Genomic DNA, 17,726 nt, shown 5'->3' on the forward strand with positions numbered 1-17,726 from the left:
CAGTGCAGGTGCGAGGGTTGCCGATGTGCGCAACTTCCTCCTCGGCGTCCTGAGTGGGGTGCTCGCGACCGCACTGGCCGCCACGGCTCTGGTGCTGTCGGTCCGTGGTGAGGCCTCCCCCACCTCGGCACCGACCCCGATGGCCTCCCCGGTGCCCAGCGGCCGCCCCACCGACTTCGCGGCGGACGACACCTGGCTCGGCGTCGTCGACCTCAACTCCAGTGAAATCGTCACGTCCGGCGGCGGCTTCATCGACGTCTCGGCCAAGGGCCGGGGAATCCGGGTGTCCGACAGGGGAATCCACGCACAGCACCTCGACCTTGAGGCCACCCTTCCGTGGGCGGTGGCGGCCACACAAGTTGGTGAGGGCGTCGAGTTGTATGCCGCGGGGTCAGGTCGGGCGGGCATCTCCCGCACGATCGAGGTCCTTGGTCAGAGGGTGCCCGTTAAGGCCACCGGGACCGTGCGCGCCGACAATGGAGAACTCGTCATCGAACCCGAAAGCGTCGACCTCGACGGGCCGGACTGGCTCGACACGGTGGCCAGCGCAGCCGCCCGGGCGCTCGTGACCATCCGGCAACCCGTCCAGGGGGTGCCCGACGGCCTGCGACTGACCGGTGTCAGCGTCATCGACACCGGCTTCCGGGCCACGTTGTCCGGCGACGGCGTGACGATCACGAACTGACCCGCGGCCGGCTGCAACGATGGAGCCATGACCAGCCCGATCGACTCGGCCCGCCGGCTCTTCGACGACCGCTTCGGCGGCGATCCGACGGGCGTGTGGGCCGCCCCGGGTCGGGTCAACCTGATCGGGGAGCACACGGACTACAACAACGGCCTCGTCCTGCCCATCGCCCTCCCCCAGGCCACCTACGCCGCCGTCCGGCTGCGCGAGGACGGACTGCTGCGCTTGGCCTCGGCCGGGATCGAGGGCACCGCCGAGATCCGCGTCGACGAGATCGCGCCCGGGACTCCGGGCACCTGGGCCCGCTATCCCGCCGGCGTGCTGTGGGCCTTCCGGCAGGCCGGGCACCAACCGCCCGGCCTCGACATCGCTTTCGCCTCGGACGTGCCGATCGGCGCAGGACTGAGCAGTTCGGCGGCCATCGAAGCGTCGGTCGCGGCCGCCCTCAGTGACCTGCTCGGCCTGGATCTCCTCGGTGACGACGCCGGCCGTTCCACGCTCGCCGCATGGTGCCAGCGCGCCGAGAACGACATCGCCCTGGCGCCGACCGGTGGCATGGACCAGGCGGCGAGCCTGCGCAGCCGGGCCGGCCATGCTCTCGCCTTGGACTGCTCAGACGGATCGGTCGAGCACGTCCCCTTCGACCTGAAGTCATCGGGTCAGGTCCTGCTCGTCATCGACACCAGGGCCGAGCACGCCCTCTCTGATGGGCAGTACGCCGCTCGGCGGGCCGACTGCGAGCAGGCCTGTCGGGAGTTGTCACTCCCGTCCCTGCGCGCACTTCCCATCAGTGGTCTGGGGATCGCTGAAGCCACCCTCTCCACACCGGTTCTCGCCAAACGGGCGCGTCACGTCGTGACCGAGATCGATCGGGTCCGCCGCGCCAAGCGCGCCTTGGCCACCGGGGACCTGGCCACTCTCGGGTCGTTGTTCAATGCCTCGCACGACTCCCTGCGCGACGACTTCGAGGTCTCGTGCGCTGAGCTCGACCTCGCTCAGGAGACGGCGTTGCGACACGGCGCCCTCGGGGCTCGGATGACCGGCGGCGGCTTCGGTGGCTCGGCCATCGCCATCGTGGCCGAGTCCGCGCTTCCCGCGACGCGAGCGGCCATCGGTGACGCCTTTGCCGCGGCTGGCTTCCTCGCCCCCGCCTTCCTCGAAGCCATGCCGGCGGCGCCGGCCCGATCCGTCTCCATCGAAAGCTGACCTCGATGCCTGCCACGCCTGAGGAGGCGCTCGCCGCCGCACTGGCCAAGATGTCCGACGCCGGTGTGGGGCCCTCCGCGCGCGCCATCTTCGCGGCGAATTTCGAGGCCCTGGCTGCCGGGTCCACGGGGATGATTCGCGAGGCCGACGTCGAGCCGGTCGGAGCAGCCGCAGAGACCATGGGGACCTCGACGCCAGGGCCCGCGGACCCGGCCGATCTCGAGGCGCTGTCGCGCACCGTGTTGATCCGCCTCAACGGTGGGCTCGGCACCTCGATGGGCATGGACCGGGCCAAGTCCCTGCTCCCGGTGCGGGACGGCCTGAGCTTCCTGGACATCATCGTGCGCCAGGTGCTGGCCGCCCGGAGCGCCTACGACGTGCCCTTGCCGCTGCTCTTCATGCACTCCTTCGCCACCCGCGCGGACTGCTTGGAGGCCTTGACCCGCTACCCGGAGTTGCCGGTCGGCGACCTCCCCGTCGACATGGTGCAGAGTCAGGAGCCTCGGCTGCTCCAGTCGGACCTCTCGCCGGTTGAGTGGCCGGACAACCCGGCGCTCGAATGGTGCCCCCCGGGCCACGGTGACCTCTACCCCACGCTGTTGGACAGCGGCATACTCGACCAACTCATCGAGGCCGGCTTCCGCTACGCGTCGGTGTCGAACTCGGACAATCTTGGGTGTGGGCCCTCGCCGGCCCTCGCGGGTTGGTTTGCCCGCAGTGGCGCGCCGTATGCCGCAGAGGTCACCGCCCGCACGCCGATGGACCTCAAGGGTGGCCACATCGTGCGCCGCCGGGCCGACGGCCGACTGATCCTGCGCGAGACCGCTCAGACCGCACCGGAGGAAATGCAGTTCTTCACCGACGCCGCGAGGCACCCGCACGCGCACACCAACAACCTCTGGTTCGACCTGGTCGCGCTCAAGGACAAGCTGACCGAGACCGGCGGCGTGTTTGGCCTTCCCCTCATCCGCAATGCGAAGGTCGTCGATCCGGCAGATCCGACCTCACCGGCGGTCTACCAGCTCGAGTCCGCCATGGGGGCCGCCATCGAGGTCTTCGACGGGGCCCGGGTGATCGTCGTGCCTCGCGATCGCTTCATCCCGGTCAAGACGACGAACGAACTGGCCCTCCTGCGATCGGACGTCGTCACCTGGGACCAGGCCCTCACCCCCTCCGTCCGCCAGCCCGCCCCGGTCGTGACCCTGGGCCCGGCATACGAGCGGGTCGGCGAGTTCGAGGCACGGATGCCCCACGGCCTGGGCCTGCGGTCGGCAGACTCGCTCACCGTCCTGGGCGACTGGCACTTCGGCCGTGACGTCGTCGTTGTCGGGGACGTCGAACTCGATGCCGACGGAGGCACCATCTCCGACGGGACGACGCTTTCGTGACCGAAACCGCACCATTGGCGAGTTTCGGTGGGCCGGCGCGATCGACCGCAACTGCACTATTGGCGAGTTTCGGTGGGCCGGCTGGTGACGTTACTGGCTGGTGACGCTCGTGAGGTGAGTGGCGGAGTCGTAACGGAAGGTCGTGGTCGAACCGGCTGACGGCACGGTCACCGTCATCTCGCCCCCGTCGCGCACCCCGCCGTCGCCGTAGTTCTCGGTCCAGGACAGCCCGTGCGCGATCTTGAAGTTCCACGAGCCGGCCGGGATGAGCTTCGTCGACCAGCTGTAGACACCGTCACCGTCCTTGTCCTGCAACCACGGTCGCATGCACGCCGGGGCCCAGTCGGCCGAGCAACCGAGTTCTGACTGGAAGGTTCCCGCTGCGGTGATGATCGGGCCCTCCTCGTCGGAGGTCACCCAGTGGGTCGCATGGTCGTAGTAGAAGCTCACGGTCCCGTCGGTTGTCTCGAAGTCGATGTTGCCGCCATCCTTCTCACCCTTGGCGCCGTAGTTATCGGTCCACGAGCGGTTGAGGGCCGCCTTGTACCCATACGGTCCGGCCGGGAGGGTCCAGGTCCCCTTCCAGATCTGGTCGTTCCCGTCGAGGTGCAGCTGCGCCTGATCGCAGTCCGGCTCCCAGTCGTTGTCCCCATTGCCCAAAGGCGTGTGCGGGCAACCCATTTCGCCATTGAGAGTGCCTGCGATGGCCACCGACGACGGTTGGGTCACCGGGTCACCGTTCTCGACCTCGCCGCCGCCGACCTGGGCCTTGCCGACGACCGCCCAGGATCCACTGGCGGCAACCCGACCGGCCGCGTCGCGCGTGACGGCGCGGTACTCGAGAACCGAGCCCACCGGCATGCCCGAGACGTCGTGGAAGACCCGGAAGGGTGCGTTGTCATCGGTCCCGACGACGCTCCAGTCCGTCGCGCCCAGGGCGCGGACGAGGAAGGTCGTCTGGGCGAAGGTGCCAGCCGTGACATCAGCGCCGACCTCGGCCCGGCCCGCCACGCTGGACCCGGCGGCCAGCTTGATCGCCACGGTCGGCGCGGCCGAGCCGGTCGTGATCGCCTTGTTGGCCTTCCAGACGCTGACCGAGAGCGGCGGCACGGTCACCGTGACGGTGCCGTCGGCGGCCGGCTTGGCCGCCTTGTCCGTGCCGAAGACGGGCGTGAAGACCCGGCCGTTGCCGGAGGTCCACGTCGCGAAACTCGCCGTCTGGGCCGTCATCGCGTTGTTGGCGGCGACGATGTACTCGACCTTGGCGTCACGGTCATAGCGGGAGACCGCGAAGACGCCGGCGCCGTCCGCGGCATACCGGTTGATCTGGGCGCCGTCGGCGAGCGCAGGGTGCTTGGCCCTGATCTGTGACAGGTCGCGGATCCAGGTGTAGAGCGGCGCGTCGGTCGAGAAGCGGTCCATCGACCCCGAGGGTCCGCCCAGGACCTTCTCACCGTTGTAGATGTCGACCTTGCTCGCGAACATGTCCTCGCGGGCCAGTTGATCTCCACCGGTGCCGATGAAGCCTTGCTCGTCGCCGTGGTAGGTCACCGGGTTGCCGCGCATCGTGAACATCAGGGCATCGGCGAATTTCACCCGCTGCATGAGTTCGGCATCGGTGCTCGAGGCCCCTTGGAGGAACATCGCAACCCGGCCCATGTCGTGGTTCCCGAGGAAGGTCGGGAGTTGGTAGGCGTTGGAGTCGGCGTCGGTGTACCAGTCGTCCTTGCTGAAGAAGTCCGCGAGCACAGTGGCCGGCTTGCCCTTGGCGAAGTCGACGCCCTGCTGCTGGAAGCCGAAGTCGAGGGTGGCCTGGAGCTTGCCTGCGGTCGTGAACTGCGACATCGCCTCCGGGTTGCCGTCGTAGACCTCGCCGAACGCGAAGAAGTCGTCGTTCTTGATCCGCTTGGCCTCGCCGAGGATGTCGGGGATGAACTTCTGCCAGAACTCGAGGTTGACGTGCTTGACGGTGTCGATCCGGAAGCCGTCGATGCCGAAGTCCACCCACTGCTTGTAGATGTCGCCCATGCCCGAGACGACCTCGGGGCGCTCGGTGAAGAGGTCGTCGAGCCCGATGAAGTCGCCATAGGTCGAGGACTCGCCGGCGAAGGTCGAGTCGCCGCGGTTGTGGTAGAGGTTGACGTCGTTGAGCCACGCCGGGGTCTTGGCGTTCTCGTCGCCGGCGTGCAGGAACGGCGTGTAGGGGAAGGACGTCGCCGGGTCCATCGCCGGGAAGGTCTTGTTGACGTAATCGCGGTCATCGAAGGCCGTGCCGCTGCTGTCCTTGTAGGGGTAGTTCTCTTCGACCGGTAGCTGTAGGCGCCCTCGCGGTAGTCGATGACGTCTGCCGTGTGGTTGGTGATGATGTCGAAGAAGACCTTCATGCCCTTCTTGTGGGCGGCGTCGATGAGGGTCTTCATTTCGGCGTTGGTGCCCAGGTGCGGGTCGATCTGGGTGAAGTCGGTGATCCAGTAGCCGTGGTAACCCGCCGATTCCTCGCCGGGCTTGCCCTGGACCGGCTTGTTCTTGAAGCTCGGCGTCAGCCAGATGGCCGTCGTGCCCATGCCCTTGATGTAGTCGAGTTTCTGCGTGATGCCGGCAAGGTCACCACCGTGGTAGAACGCCTTGTCGCTGGGGTCGAAGCCGGTCGTGAGTTTGCCGCCGGTCAGGCCGCCGTTGTCGTTGGTGGTGTTGCCGTTGGCGAAGCGGTCGGCCATGACGAAGTAGAAGCGCTCCTTGGTCAGTGAGCTGCGCAGGCTGTCTTTCGCGTATGCCGCGTCGCCGGGTTGCGTCGTCGTCACCAGCCCCAGCGGGGTGTAGGTCGTGACGTGACTGACCTCGTCGTAGCTGAACGCCAATTTGGCCGGGCCGCCGACCGTGATCGGGATGTTCGCGCCGTCGGGTGCTCCGCCGGCGCCGTAGTTCTCGGTCCAAGCGTCGTTGATCGCGACCTTGAACTCGTAACTGCCGGCCGGGAGGGTCCAGGTGCCCGTCCACGTCGTGCCCGACCGCGTCAGGTGTGTGGCGGAGCAGGCCGGGTCCCAGTCACCCGCGCAGCCGAACTCACTCTGCAGGGACCCCACGAGAGTGACCGATCCGGGTGTCGCGGCGGCGGCCGGGGTGGCGGCGACCACGAGCGGGCTGACGGCGAGCGCGAGCGCCGCGAGCACGGCATACGGACGGGTGCGGACGCGACGGGACATCGGTGTCTCCTCAGTGGCGAGCTGGTTGCTCGGGACGCTAGGCGTGTAACGCCGTTTCAGGAAGATTGCGCCAAGAAGTTTGGGGAACCTTTACCTTGGCGCCTCCTGGTGGGCGGAATCACGAGATCCCTGCCGGATCAGCGCTGGCGGGTGACGCGTGCCTCGTCCCAGACCGGCTGGTCACTGGCGACGACGCGACCGTCGGAACCGAACACCAGGAAGCGGTCGCAGGAGCGGGCGAACCACCGGTCGTGAGTCACCGCGAGCACCGTCCCCTCGAAGGCCGCCAGGGCATCCTCCAAAGCCTCGGCCGAATGTAGGTCGAGGTTGTCGGTCGGCTCGTCGAGGAGCAGCAAGGTCGCACCGGAGAGTTCGAGCAGCAGGATCTGCAGGCGCGCTTGCTGACCGCCGGAGAGGGACTCGAAGACCTGTTCACTCGCCTTCGCCAGGCCGTATCGGTCGAGGGCGCGGGCGGCGAGGTCACGCGGCATACCTGCCCGGTGCTCGTCCCCACGGTGGAGGATCTCGAGCAGGGACCGCCCGTGGAGGGTCGGCACGTCATGGGTCTGCGCGAACCACCCGGGCCGCACTCGCGACCCCAACCGCACCCGCCCCTGGTGCTCGACCGGCGCCGGACGAACATCACCCACAGGCTGGTGCTCGACATCCGGATCGGAACCACCCGAGGCCAGCAGGCGCAGGAAGTGCGATTTGCCCGACCCGTTGGACCCCAGGATGCCGACGCGCTCGCCGAACCAGATCTCGGCATCGAAGGGCTTCATCAGAGCGGTCGCGTCCTCCCCGGACCCGGCCGCCAGAGCCAGACCCTCGACCATGACGGCTCGCTTGGCCGTGCGCCCACCAGTCAGACGCATCCGCACGTTCTGCCGCAACGGAACGGCCTCCGGCGGGCCGGCCTCCTCGAACTTGCGCAGGCGGGTCTCCGCGGCCTGCAGTCGGGAGGCCATGCCGTCGTTGAACTTGGCCTTGACACGCATGGTGACCACGAGTTCCTTGAGCTTGACCAGCTCCTCGTCCCACCGTCGGCGCTGCTCGTCGAGCCGGTCGTTGCGGTCGATCCTGGCCTGCTCATAGGTCGCGAAGCGCCCCGGGTGCACCCAGATCGCGTTGCCGCCACCGGTCGGCTCCAAGGTGGCGATCCGGGTCGCGACCCGGTCCAGGAGTTCGCGGTCGTGACTGATGAACAGGACGGTCTTCGGGCTGGCGACCAGTTGTTCCTCCAGCCAGCGTTTGGCCGGGACGTCCAGGTAGTTGTCGGGCTCGTCCAGGAGGAGCACTTCCTCGGGTCCGCGCAGCAGCGATTCGAGCACGACACGCTTCTGCTCACCGCCGGACAAGGTGGCGACCTTGCGCCATTGCGCCTTCTCGAACGGCATTCCCAGCGCGGCGACCGTGCACACGTCGGCGTGTGTCTCCCAGTCGTAGCCACCGACGTCGGCCCAGTCCGACAGGGCCTGCGCATAGGCCATCTGGTCGGCCTCACTGTCGCGCTCCATCATGCGGAGTTCGGCGGCGTCGATCGCACTGGCGGCCAGGCGCACCGGGTCCGGGGCCACGGAGAGCAAGAGGTCGCGCACAGTCGAGTCGTCGCGAACGTGGCCGATGAACTGACGCATGACGGCCAGACCACCACTGCGCGTCACCGCTCCCTCGTCGGGCGTCAGATCACCGGCGACGATCCGAGTCAAGGTCGTCTTGCCCGTGCCGTTCGGCCCGATGAGGGCGACCTTGGCGCCCTCGCCGACCCGCAGATGGACATCACGCAGCAGCGGCCGCCCATCGGGCAGGCCGAAACTCACGCCGTTGACGTCGATGTGTCCCACGAGAAGCGATTGTCCGGCGTATGCCGCGGGCTCAGCAAACGGTTTCCCCTCCCTTGCGTCCGGCACTGTGGTTGGTATGCCGTCCACTCGCCGGACGCAAGGGAGGTCACGTCGGGGCGGGCAGCGAACGCTTGGCGCGCGCCTCGTCTGCGCGGTCGGCGAGCTGCCCGTCCGGCGGGTAGCCGACCTCCTCCAGCGACAGTCCGTGGGCGGGCATCACCTTCACCCGCCCATCTCGTATGCCGCCCGCCATCACCTCCGCGGGAAATCCCACCTTGCGTCGTCCCTCACCGACGGGCACCACCGCCCCGACGAGGGCGCGAACCATGCTGTGGCAGAAGGCATCCGCGACGACCCTGCCCTCCACGACACCGTCCTCGCCCCGCACCCACGAGTAGTCGATCAGGGTCCGGATCGTGGTGGCACCCTCGCGCTTCTTGCAGAAGGGCGCGAAATCGCCCAGTCCCAGCAGCGTTGAGGCAGCCGCTGTCATGGCGTCGGCGTCGAGCCGGTCACGCACGACGACGGTGTCCCGGCGGCGCACCGGATCCAACGCGGCCGGGTCATCGCACAGGCGATAGGAGTAGCGGCGCCAGATCGCCGAGAAGCGCGCGTCGAACCCGGCCGGCGCCTCGCGCACTGACCGGACGACGACGTCGGCCGGAAGGAGCCCACGTAGCCGGGTGGCGAGCGCAGCGGCCGGTGAGCGGTCCGACCGACCGGGCACCGCGGCATACGCCTCGGGGTCGAGATCGGCGTGCACCACCTGCCCTCGTGCGTGCACACCCGCGTCCGTTCGCCCCGCCACGACGAGACGCACCGGCTCCGGCGCGCGCACCACGGTCGTCAGTGCCGCCGACACCTCGCCCTCGACGGTCCGCAGACCCGGTTGGGCAGCCCAGCCCGAGAAGTCGGTGCCGTCGTAGGCGAGGTCGAGTCGGATCCGCACGGGTCAGCCGCGCAGCGCCTTGGCCAACTCGCGGACGTCTCCCACGAGTTGGTCCATGTCGGTGGTGGTGTGGGCGAGCGAGACCAGCCACTGCTCGTCGAGCCCGGGCGGCGTGAGGATGCCCCGGTTGACGCCCCAGAGCCACGACAGTTCGGCCACACCGAAGTCGGTGGCCTTGTAGTCGCGATAGTTGCGCACTGGGCTGGTCGACCAGGTGACGCAGCCCTTGAGCCCCACCCCGACGGTGTGGGCCGGCAGCTCGTACTCGTCGATGACCGTGTCAATCGCCTCCAGCGCACCGAGATTCACCTGCTCCGCGGCCGCCAGGGCCTCATGCGTGCAGAGCTCGTCCACGGCCTCGGCCGCCGCCATGCAGAGGGCGTTGCCGTTATAGGTGCCGAAGTGCGCCATCCGACCGTCGACGACGACCTCCATGACGTCGCGCTTCCCGCCGAAGGCTGCCAGCGGCAGTCCGCCACCGATCGACTTCGCCAGGGTCACCAGGTCGGGCTTGACCCCCAGCCGCCGCGACGCACCTCCGTGGCCGGCCGTCAGCCCGGTCTTGACCTCGTCGAAGATCAACACGACACCGTGGTCGTCACAGAGCCGGCGGACACCGGCCAGGTAGCCCTCGTCGGGCAGCACGATCGCAAGGTTCTCGATGACCGGCTCGACGACGAGGCAGGCGATCTGCGTGCCGTGCGCCGAGAGCACCCTCTCCAACTGGCCGAGATCGTTGTAGGCCACGACGTGCACCGTGCCGGCCTCGACATCGAATGGCGTTGCGGGAGTGGGATTGTCAGCCGGGCCGATCTCGTCGAGCCCGGGTTTCACCGAGACCTGCAGGGGGTCGTAGCCGCCGTGATAGCCGCCTTCGATCTTGATGATCGCCTTGCGCCCGGTGAAGGCGCGGGCCGAACGGATCGCATACATGAGCGACTCGGTGCCGCTGTTCGTGAAGCGCAACATGTCGAGACCGAAGCGGGTCTTGAAGCGCTCGGCCATGTCGGTCGCCTGCGACGACGGCGTGACGAAGAGGGTCCCGATCTCGTCCAAGGCGTGCTTGACCGCGTCGACGACGACAGGATTGAGATGCCCCACGAGCATCGCGCCGAAGCCCATCGAGAGGTCGAGCAGCCGGTTGCCGTCGACATCGGTCAGGTGAGCACCCCGCGCCGACGTGATCGTGATCGGCCACGGGTCCCAGTGCTGGAAGGAACTCGTCACCCCGAGCGGCAGCGCTTCGCCGGCACGCACGTTGTGTCGACCGGACCCGGCGCTCCAGTCCCGGAAGCGCTCCCACTCGGCGGCGAGCAAGCGCTCGACGACGGAGCGGTCCAGCGGCCTCGAGGTCTCAGGGATGCGACGGCGGGTGTGGGGGTCCGGAGCGGGCCAAGAGGTGGCGTTGCTCATTCCCTATCGAGCCTTCCTGCGGTCGAGACCGCACCTGGGTGTGCCGCTCGCGCGGCTGGCCGGGGCAGCCACCCCGGTTGGCGTCAGGGTAGCGCCGCCACTCGGCGCGCCGGGACGAACCTCGCACGTCACCCCGAGGGGCATGATGAGCCCGTGCCGTCGACGCCCCCCTCCGGTATGCCGGTCGCAACCGGATCGCTGGGCACGCCCCGACTGGCCATTGCCGCGGCCTTCGGCGTCCAGGGCCTGCTCTTCATCTCGCTGACGACCCGATTGCCGGTCCTCGCGGACCTCTTCGACTTCGACGAACTCGCCCTCTCCGGGCTGATGCTCATGATGGTCCTGCTGGCCGGCGTGGGCAGCGTCGGCGCCGAGGCCATCGCCAAGCGAGCCAGCTCGCGCCACGGGCTCCGCAGCGCCCTGTGCGGGTTGGCCCTCGGCTTCGCCCTGATGGGATGGTCGGCGCGAGGCTCGGGGTCGGCGGCACAGTTCGTCATCGGTCTGGCGGTCTACGGCCTTGCCGTCGGCGCCGTCGACGCGAGCACGAACATGCAGGCCGTCGCTCTCGAGCACCGGATCGGGCGACCGGTCCTGCCCTCCTTCCACGGCAGTTGGACCCTCGGGGGCATCGTCGCAACGCTCGTCGCGTTGGCCAGTGGGGACGCGATCGGTCGACCATCTCGCCCAGGAGTTCGAGATCGGCCAGCTCCACACCGAAGCCGAGGTCAAGGAGACCCTGACCCGATTCCACCCCGACCACGCAGCGCTGCGGCGTTACCTCGTCGAGGAGCCCCGGGTATGCCGCGAGGCCCCCTCCCGATCGGGAGAGGGCCTCGTGGAGGGTCAGGGCGTGGCGATCAGGCCTCGTCCTCGACCTGCTGCTTGGCGGCGCCACCGGCGGGCTCGAAGCCGGCGGCCTCGGCGTCCTCGGCGGTCTTGAACCAGAACTCGGCAACGGTCGCGTCGTACCACTGCGAACCCTCGACGTGGTACTTGCCCGAGTCGCCATTGCCCTTGACCGTGTAGTCGGCGTCAGGGCTGGAACCGTCCTCGTTCGCGGCGAGCGCGCCGGCCGGGAGCTCCTTGGTGGGAGCCTCGGCAGCGTCGTCGGCCGGGATCTCGGCGACCTTCGCCGGAGCCTGCGCCTTCTCGGCGTCCTTGGCAGCGCGCTTGGTGGCCGCAGCGGCCTCCTTGACGACGGCCTTCTTGGCGACCGGCTCGCGGACGAGCTCGATGACCGCCATCGGGGCGTTGTCACCCTTGCGGGCGGCGATCTTCGTGATCCGGGTGTAGCCACCAGGGCGGTCGGCCATGTCCGGCGCGATCTCGACGAAGAGGCGGTGGACGACACCCTTGTCACGGATGACCGTCATGACCCGGCGACGGGCGTGCAGGTCACCGCGCTTGGCGAAGGTGACGAGGCGCTCGGCGAGCGGGCGCAGGCGCTTGGCCTTGGCCTCGGTCGTCGTGATCGAGTCGTGCTCGAAGAGCGACTGGGCGAGGTTGGCGAGGATCAGGCGCTCGTGCGCCGGACCGCCTCCGAGGCGGGGACCCTTGGTGGGGGTGGGCATTGCTTACTCCTTGGGATTACGGGCCCGGAGGCGGGGTCAGAGCTGCTCGTCCTCGGCGTACGACAGGTCATCGTCGTCACCGCCGAAGTGGAAGTCGTCGTAGGCGCCGATCGCGCTGGGGTCGAACCCGGGCGGGCTGTCCTTGAGCTGCAGGCCCATGCCGACGAGCTTGGCCTTGACCTCGTCGATCGACTTCGCGCCGAAGTTGCGGATGTCGAGCAGGTCGGCCTCGCTGCGGGAGACGAGCTCGCCGACGGTGTGGATGCCTTCGCGCTTGAGGCAGTTGTAGGACCGGACGGTGAGGTCGAGGTCCTCGATCGGCAGGGCCAGGTCCTGGGCGAGCGCGGCGTCGGTCGGGCTCGGGCCCATGTCGATGCCCTCGGCCTCGACATTGAGCTCACGGGCCAGGCCGAAGAGCTCGACGAGGGTCTTGCCGGCGGAGGCGAGCGCGTCGCGCGGAGCCATCGACTTCTTGGTCTCGACGTCGACGATGAGGCGGTCGAAGTCGGTGCGCTGCTCGACACGGGTGGCCTCGACCTTGTAGGTCACGGCCAGCACCGGGCTGTAGATCGAGTCGACCGGGATGCGGCCGATCTCCTCGTTGCCGGTCTTGTTCTGCTGGGCCGACACGTAGCCACGGCCACGCTCGACGGTCAGCTCCATCTCGACGCTGCCCTTGTCATTGAGGGTGGCGATGTGGAGGTCCGGGTTGTGGATCTCCACGCCGGCCGGCGGCGCGATGTCCGCGGCGGTGATGGCGCCGGCACCGGTCTTGCGCAGGTACATCACGACGGGCTCGTCGTGCTCGGAGGAGACGACGAGGTCCTTGATGTTGAGGATGATCTCGGTGACATCCTCCTTGACCCCGGGGATCGTGGAGAACTCGTGGAGCACGCCGTCGACGCGGATGCTGGTCACGGCCGCACCGGGAATGCTCGAGAGCAGGGTGCGACGCAGGGAGTTGCCGAGGGTGTAGCCGAAGCCCGGCTCCAGCGGCTCGATGACGAACCGGCTGCGGTACTCGTTGACGCTCTCCTCGGAGAGCAACGGGCGCTGTGCGATGAGCACTGTGTTCTTCCTTCCCGTGACCGACCGCTATATGACGGCCACGTATGCCGGGTGCGAACCCGGCCGTGCGGCATACCTCTGTCCGTAGACCGCACCACACGATTCGGTATGCCGCCCGCTCACCGGAGCGGGCGGCATACGAACCGGTTGATCAGTTCTTGCTGTAGAACTCGACGATCAGCTGCTCGGTGAGCTGGCTGTCGATCTGCGCACGCACCGGGAGCTGGTGGATGAGGATCTGCAGCGTGCCCGGGACGACCTGCATCCAGGCCGGCGGGGTGCGGTCACCGAAGGTCTGGCGGGCCAGCTCGAACGGGAACGTCTCGACCGACTGCTTGCGCACGGTGATGATGTCGTACGCCTCCACCCGGTAGGACGGGACGTCGACGCGCTTGCCGTTGACCTCGAAGTGGCCGTGCGTGACGAGCTGGCGGGCAGCGCGACGGGTGCGGGCCAGGCCGGCACGGTAGACGACGTTGTCGAGACGGGACTCGAGGATCGTCAGGATGTTCTCACCGGTCCGACCGGGGCGGTTGGCGGCTTCCTTGAAGTAGCGGCGGAACTGCTTCTCCATGACGCCATAGGTGAAGCGGGCCTTCTGCTTCTCCTGCAGCTGGGTGAGGTACTCCTTCTCCTGCATCCGGCGACGGCCGTGCTGGCCGGGCGGGAAGGGGCGAAGGTCGAAGTTCTTGTCGCCGCCGACGAGGTCGACCTTGAGGCGACGCGACTTCTTCGTGATGGGTCCGGTGTAACGGGCCATTGGTCTCTATCTCTCTTTCGCGAAGTCTGGTCGGTCGCTCAGACGCGGCGGCGCTTGGGCGGGCGGACACCGTTGTGCGGCGACGGGCTGACGTCCTGGATCGTGCCGACCTCGAGGCCGGCAGCGGTCAGGGAACGGATGGCGGTCTCACGACCGGAACCCGGGCCCTTGACGAAGACGTCGACCTTCTTCATGCCGTGCTCCATCGCGCGGCGCGCGGCGGCCTCGGCAGCGGTCTGCGCTGCGAACGGGGTGGACTTGCGCGAACCCTTGAAGCCGACCTGGCCGGCGGAGGCCCAGGAAATGACGGCACCGGTGGGGTCGGTGATCGAGATGATCGTGTTGTTGAACGTGCTCTTGATGTGGGCTTGGCCCACAGCGACGTTCTTCTTCTCCTTGCGGCGCACCTTGGTCTTGGCGGCAGCCTGACGGCCCTTGGGAGGCATGTGTGTTCTCTCCTACTTCAGTCTTCGGGAGGCGGCGAGCGAGTGACCCGTGAGGGTCAACGTCACTTACCGGCCTTCTTCTTGCCGGCGACGGTGCGCTTCGGGCCCTTGCGGGTGCGAGCGTTCGTCTTGGTGCGCTGGCCGCGGACCGGGAGGCCGCGACGGTGACGAAGACCCTCGTAGCTGCCGATCTCGACCTTGCGGCGGATGTCGGCGGCCACCTCACGGCGGAGGTCACCCTCGACCTTGAGGTTCTCGTCGATCCAGTCACGCAGCTTGACCAGGTCGTCGTCGACGAGGTCCTTGACGCGCGTGTCCGGGTTGACACCGGTGGCAGCGAGGGCCTTCTGGGCGCTCGTGCGACCGACACCGAAGATGTAGGTCAGTGCGACCTCGACGCGCTTCTCGCGCGGGAGGTCCACTCCAACTAGACGTGCCATCTGGTGATGGTTCCTTTGCATTCTTCCGGAGGTCTGGTGCAACACCGACTCGGATCTGGCTCCGATCCGAGGCCTCCGGGCCTCGGGTGACGTCCCGCTCGATCTACTGCTGTTCGCGGGGGACGGGTGCTGCGTGCTTCATGGAGTTGTGCGTGTGCTCGAAGCCCTGTGGCTCGTGCGCGGTGGTGCTCTGGTCAGCCCTGGCGCTGCTTGTGGCGCAGGTTCTCGCAGATCACCATGACCCGACCGTTGCGGCGGATCACCTTGCACTTGTCACAGATCTTCTTGACGCTCGGCTGAACCTTCATTGCCTCTGCTGTCTTTTCTCGATCGTCCCGATGCGGGTTGGCGCACCGGGTCCTGCTCAGCGGTAACGGAAGACGATGCGGCCGCGGGTGAGGTCGTACGGGCTGAGCTCCACCACCACGCGGTCCTCGGGGAGGATCCGGATGTAGTGCTGACGCATCTTCCCCGAGATGTGGGCGAGCACCTTGTGCCCGTTGGTGAGCTCCACGCGGAACATCGCGTTGGGGAGCGCCTCAACGATGGTGCCCTCGATCTCGATGACGCCGTCCTTCTTGGCCATACCCTCTCAATCCGTTGGTGGGCACACCCTTCGTGGTGTCGGGTCCGCCCATGAGTGATCGGCCAAGCGTTCCTCGCGTATGCAAGGCACACGTGACCGACGTTCAATGCTACCCGCGGGGGCACCTGAGCACGAAATCGGCGGTATGCCGAAGAGCCTCACCCGGCCTGCGGCGAGGGCGTGGTCAGGAGCTGCGTAGCCGATCGGCTGTCGAACTGCTCCTCAGTCCTCGACGTAGATCGAGGACGAGAAGGACCTCCGTGAAGACCGCCGCCATCAGCGCCACTGCCCAGAGGGTGCCAGAGGTTTTCGCGAGCACCGCAGAGGCGGCCCCGCCGAATCCGATCTGGAGAAAGGCGAAGCGCAGCAACGCGACGGTCCGAGGGGTCATATCCGCTTGCAGTTGATCCACAGGCCCAGGACGCTCCAGCCACTGGCGCCGCCGACGACGGCCGTGCCCAGTTTGCCCAATCCTGCGGCACCACCGGTGAGCAGACCCAGAGCGGTCCAGCCCAGGTCGATGTAGGAGTCCCGGCACGCCGCCGTCACCCCGCTGCCTGACGGGAACACATCCGGGTAGTACTTGTGGGCATATGCCCCGCTGATGTATCCGCGCAGGGTTCCGTGACACGCCCGGAAAACGTTGTTGTTCCATCCGATCGTGACGCCGTTGTATCCAGTGCAGTAGTAGTCGTAGACGCCTGTGGCTTCCAGCCGCTCGAGGGAGTTGTCACCCAGGTCAACGCGTGAGCTCTCCGGGTCCGCCGTCGGGTGTGAGGCGATCCAAGCTGCGATTGTGCGGCGCATCTCCTCCGCCTGAGTGCCGGCCAAGAACTGCTCGAGCGGGGCCACATGGCCGCGAACCGCTTCCTCCATTGCATGCACTGTTTGGGGCTCGAGTGGCCTTTCGGCCAGGCGTGACCACGAGCGATCTTCTCCCTGTGATGCCGAACTTGGGCCGGCCACCCCGAGGACGCCAGCCATCACCATCAGAACGACGACAATCGTTTTGCGCATCAGTCCCCCGCTCGCCTGATGGCGCCTAATGGCGCCTAATGGCGCCTAATGGCGAACCTAGCGGCGCCTACGCCTTGTTGACACCTGGTTGCGGTATGGATTTGTTCAAGACTTGCCCAACTGACGGCCATCGCGAATGCGCCGACTGCCCATTTGACTTGTGGGCATGGCGCTGGCGAGCATGGACGACGACGTGTGTCGGGCAGCCCGCCGGATCCTCATTATCGGCGTGACCGGGAGCGGGAAATCCACCCACGCCCGGGCGATCGAGGACCGCAGCGGCATACCGGCGATCGACGTGGACGCGATGGCCGGGCCACCGCGGTGGGTCAAGACGCCCCAGGCCTACCTGGGAGCGGAGACGGCCGTCGCCGCAACCAACGAGTGGTGCATGGACTCGGCGTGGTCCGCGGTCCGGCCCGTCGCCCTCCCCCGCACCGAGCTCGTCGTCGCCCCGACCTGCCGCGCGAGTGAGCCTGGGGCGGCGGCTCCGCCGCACCGGCGACGCGATTGCTCACCCGTGAGCCCGTCTGCGGCGAGAACGTCGAGTCCCTGCGGAGCGTCTTCTCCAGGAAGTCGATTATCGCCTGGCACTTCCAGTCCTTTACGGCATAGAAGCGCGCGACCGCGGCGTGGGAGGCCGACCCGGCCCCTGCCGCCAGTCCTGCGGCTGCGGTCATCGCGTGACGTCGAACTTTGCCTGGCGTCGCTCTGACCTTGCACATGCGCTTGCGCAAGTGCACCTCTTGGTCATGGGCACCTTGAAGAAGCGCCTGCACCTGATGATCGACCGCGAGCTATGACCGCCTGGCGAGGAAGCCGCCCGCACCGGGCGCTCGGTTGTCGATGTCGTCCGGCGCTCCATCGACGAGCACTTCGACGAGGAGCGGGACCAAGCGAAACGGGCAGCCACCGGGCGGCGATTCTTGGCCTCGGCAGCTCAACCGGGAACCGAGCCTGCCCAAAACGTGGAACGACATGCTCGAGGCCAAGGCCCGCGACATCGGGGCGATGGTTGGTGACTGAGCGGCACAGCCTGTTCGTCGACTCCGGTGTCTTCCTGACGGCTCTGGGCGAGCTGGACGCAAACACGACCAGTTGCAGGCGTCTCATCGAACAAGCCGTCGACGGTGACTCACTCCTTTATGTC

The 17,726-nt window shown here is 67.9% G+C and carries 18 protein-coding genes and 1 pseudogene; 5 read left to right on the plus strand and 14 right to left on the minus strand.

Annotated elements, in window-relative coordinates:
• The first annotated feature begins 25 nt into the window (after positions 1 to 25).
• The 3 genes from BN10_RS01225 to BN10_RS01235 are packed head-to-tail and all read left to right on the plus strand — an operon-like array spanning position 26 to position 3,279.
• Positions 26 to 685 (plus strand): LmeA family phospholipid-binding protein, encoded by a 660-nt coding sequence (locus tag BN10_RS01225; protein ID WP_010849320.1) that lies wholly within the window; start codon positions 26 to 28, stop codon positions 683 to 685.
• A gap of 27 nt (positions 686 to 712) precedes the next feature.
• Positions 713 to 1,891: a galactokinase gene (galK, locus tag BN10_RS01230; protein ID WP_010849321.1), complete on the plus strand. Its 1,179-nt coding sequence runs from the start codon at positions 713 to 715 to the stop codon at positions 1,889 to 1,891.
• A gap of 5 nt (positions 1,892 to 1,896) precedes the next feature.
• Complete coding sequence (locus tag BN10_RS01235; RefSeq protein WP_010849322.1) at positions 1,897 to 3,279, plus strand: UTP--glucose-1-phosphate uridylyltransferase; 1,383 nt, start codon at positions 1,897 to 1,899, stop codon at positions 3,277 to 3,279.
• 90 nt (positions 3,280 to 3,369) lie between these two features.
• On the opposite strand, the gene BN10_RS01240 is transcribed toward BN10_RS01235, so the two are convergent.
• Positions 3,370 to 5,505: a pullulanase X25 domain-containing protein gene (locus BN10_RS01240; protein ID WP_010849323.1), complete on the minus strand. Its 2,136-nt coding sequence runs from the start codon at positions 5,503 to 5,505 to the stop codon at positions 3,370 to 3,372.
• A gap of 140 nt (positions 5,506 to 5,645) precedes the next feature.
• Positions 5,646 to 6,413: pseudogene (locus BN10_RS18170) on the minus strand (alpha-amylase family glycosyl hydrolase); the annotation flags it as partial.
• Here BN10_RS18170 and BN10_RS17630 point away from each other — a divergent pair.
• Positions 6,367 to 6,531, plus strand: a complete 165-nt coding sequence (locus BN10_RS17630) for a hypothetical protein (RefSeq protein WP_233354230.1) — start codon at positions 6,367 to 6,369, stop codon at positions 6,529 to 6,531. The pseudogene BN10_RS18170 and the gene BN10_RS17630 overlap by 47 nt on opposite strands.
• Before the next feature lie 88 nt (positions 6,532 to 6,619).
• Here the strand turns inward: BN10_RS17630 and BN10_RS01245 are convergent, their stop codons facing one another.
• From BN10_RS01245 to BN10_RS01255, 3 genes are all read right to left on the minus strand, one after another.
• Positions 6,620 to 8,326, minus strand: coding sequence for an ABC-F family ATP-binding cassette domain-containing protein (locus BN10_RS01245; protein ID WP_010849325.1), 1,707 nt, complete (start codon positions 8,324 to 8,326; stop codon positions 6,620 to 6,622).
• A gap of 106 nt (positions 8,327 to 8,432) precedes the next feature.
• Entirely contained in the window at positions 8,433 to 9,275 is an 843-nt protein-coding gene (gene truA, locus BN10_RS01250) for a tRNA pseudouridine(38-40) synthase TruA (protein ID WP_010849326.1), read from the minus strand.
• Positions 9,276 to 9,278: 3 nt separating this feature from the next.
• Entirely contained in the window at positions 9,279 to 10,688 is a 1,410-nt protein-coding gene (locus BN10_RS01255) for an aspartate aminotransferase family protein (protein ID WP_010849327.1), read from the minus strand.
• A gap of 655 nt (positions 10,689 to 11,343) precedes the next feature.
• Here BN10_RS01255 and BN10_RS16055 point away from each other — a divergent pair.
• Positions 11,344 to 11,628: a DUF2087 domain-containing protein gene (locus BN10_RS16055; RefSeq protein WP_084310860.1), complete on the plus strand. Its 285-nt coding sequence runs from the start codon at positions 11,344 to 11,346 to the stop codon at positions 11,626 to 11,628.
• On the opposite strand, the gene rplQ is transcribed toward BN10_RS16055, so the two are convergent.
• From rplQ to BN10_RS01305, 9 genes are all read right to left on the minus strand, one after another.
• Positions 11,546 to 12,259: a 50S ribosomal protein L17, sunset domain variant gene (rplQ, locus tag BN10_RS01265; RefSeq protein ID WP_010849328.1), complete on the minus strand. Its 714-nt coding sequence runs from the start codon at positions 12,257 to 12,259 to the stop codon at positions 11,546 to 11,548. The genes BN10_RS16055 and rplQ overlap by 83 nt on opposite strands.
• Positions 12,260 to 12,295: 36 nt before the next feature.
• Positions 12,296 to 13,327 (minus strand): DNA-directed RNA polymerase subunit alpha, encoded by a 1,032-nt coding sequence (locus BN10_RS01270; protein ID WP_010849329.1) that lies wholly within the window; start codon positions 13,325 to 13,327, stop codon positions 12,296 to 12,298.
• A 151-nt stretch (positions 13,328 to 13,478) separates the two neighbouring features.
• Positions 13,479 to 14,087: a 30S ribosomal protein S4 gene (rpsD, locus tag BN10_RS01275; RefSeq protein ID WP_010849330.1), complete on the minus strand. Its 609-nt coding sequence runs from the start codon at positions 14,085 to 14,087 to the stop codon at positions 13,479 to 13,481.
• Between the two features lie 38 nt (positions 14,088 to 14,125).
• Complete coding sequence (gene rpsK / locus BN10_RS01280) at positions 14,126 to 14,533, minus strand: 30S ribosomal protein S11 (RefSeq protein WP_010849331.1); 408 nt, start codon at positions 14,531 to 14,533, stop codon at positions 14,126 to 14,128.
• A 62-nt stretch (positions 14,534 to 14,595) separates the two neighbouring features.
• The gene (gene rpsM, locus BN10_RS01285; RefSeq protein ID WP_010849332.1) at positions 14,596 to 14,973 is read right to left on the minus strand and encodes a 30S ribosomal protein S13; all 378 of its coding nucleotides are present in this window, start codon (positions 14,971 to 14,973) and stop codon (positions 14,596 to 14,598) included.
• 194 nt (positions 14,974 to 15,167) lie between these two features.
• Complete coding sequence (gene rpmJ / locus BN10_RS01290; protein ID WP_006592630.1) at positions 15,168 to 15,281, minus strand: 50S ribosomal protein L36; 114 nt, start codon at positions 15,279 to 15,281, stop codon at positions 15,168 to 15,170.
• 56 nt (positions 15,282 to 15,337) lie between these two features.
• The gene (gene infA / locus BN10_RS01295; protein WP_006946284.1) at positions 15,338 to 15,559 is read right to left on the minus strand and encodes a translation initiation factor IF-1; all 222 of its coding nucleotides are present in this window, start codon (positions 15,557 to 15,559) and stop codon (positions 15,338 to 15,340) included.
• A gap of 184 nt (positions 15,560 to 15,743) precedes the next feature.
• A complete protein-coding gene (locus tag BN10_RS01300; RefSeq protein ID WP_010849333.1) occupies positions 15,744 to 15,950 on the minus strand; it encodes a hypothetical protein in 207 nt (68 codons plus the stop codon).
• Entirely contained in the window at positions 15,947 to 16,435 is a 489-nt protein-coding gene (locus BN10_RS01305; protein WP_040750574.1) for a hypothetical protein, read from the minus strand. Before BN10_RS01305 ends, BN10_RS01300 begins: the two co-directional genes overlap by 4 nt.
• Positions 16,436 to 17,726: the final 1,291 nt, after the last annotated feature.

Source organism: Phycicoccus elongatus Lp2 (assembly GCF_000367525.1).
In the GTDB taxonomy this organism is placed as follows: domain Bacteria; phylum Actinomycetota; class Actinomycetes; order Actinomycetales; family Dermatophilaceae; genus Phycicoccus_A; species Phycicoccus_A elongatus.

What these genes read in the sequence shown, in the direction of transcription:
- galK (WP_010849321.1), top strand. Translation starts at nt 713, where the DNA reads ATGACCAGCCCGATCGACTCGGCCCGCCGGCTCTTCGACGACCGCTTC.
- infA (WP_006946284.1), bottom strand. Translation starts at nt 15,559, where the DNA reads ATGGCCAAGAAGGACGGCGTCATCGAGATCGAGGGCACCATCGTTGAG.
- rpsD (WP_010849330.1), bottom strand. Translation starts at nt 14,087, where the DNA reads ATGGCCCGTTACACCGGACCCATCACGAAGAAGTCGCGTCGCCTCAAG.
- BN10_RS01255 (WP_010849327.1), bottom strand. Translation starts at nt 10,688, where the DNA reads ATGAGCAACGCCACCTCTTGGCCCGCTCCGGACCCCCACACCCGCCGT.
- rpsK (WP_010849331.1), bottom strand. Translation starts at nt 14,533, where the DNA reads ATGCCTCCCAAGGGCCGTCAGGCTGCCGCCAAGACCAAGGTGCGCCGC.
- BN10_RS01305 (WP_040750574.1), bottom strand. Translation starts at nt 16,435, where the DNA reads ATGGAGGAAGCGGTTCGCGGCCATGTGGCCCCGCTCGAGCAGTTCTTG.
- BN10_RS01235 (WP_010849322.1), top strand. Translation starts at nt 1,897, where the DNA reads ATGCCTGCCACGCCTGAGGAGGCGCTCGCCGCCGCACTGGCCAAGATG.
- BN10_RS01300 (WP_010849333.1), bottom strand. Translation starts at nt 15,950, where the DNA reads ATGACCCCTCGGACCGTCGCGTTGCTGCGCTTCGCCTTTCTCCAGATC.
- BN10_RS01240 (WP_010849323.1), bottom strand. Translation starts at nt 5,505, where the DNA reads ATGGACCCGGCGACGTCCTTCCCCTACACGCCGTTCCTGCACGCCGGC.
- rplQ (WP_010849328.1), bottom strand. Translation starts at nt 12,259, where the DNA reads ATGCCCACCCCCACCAAGGGTCCCCGCCTCGGAGGCGGTCCGGCGCAC.
- rpsM (WP_010849332.1), bottom strand. Translation starts at nt 14,973, where the DNA reads ATGGCACGTCTAGTTGGAGTGGACCTCCCGCGCGAGAAGCGCGTCGAG.
- rpmJ (WP_006592630.1), bottom strand. Translation starts at nt 15,281, where the DNA reads ATGAAGGTTCAGCCGAGCGTCAAGAAGATCTGTGACAAGTGCAAGGTG.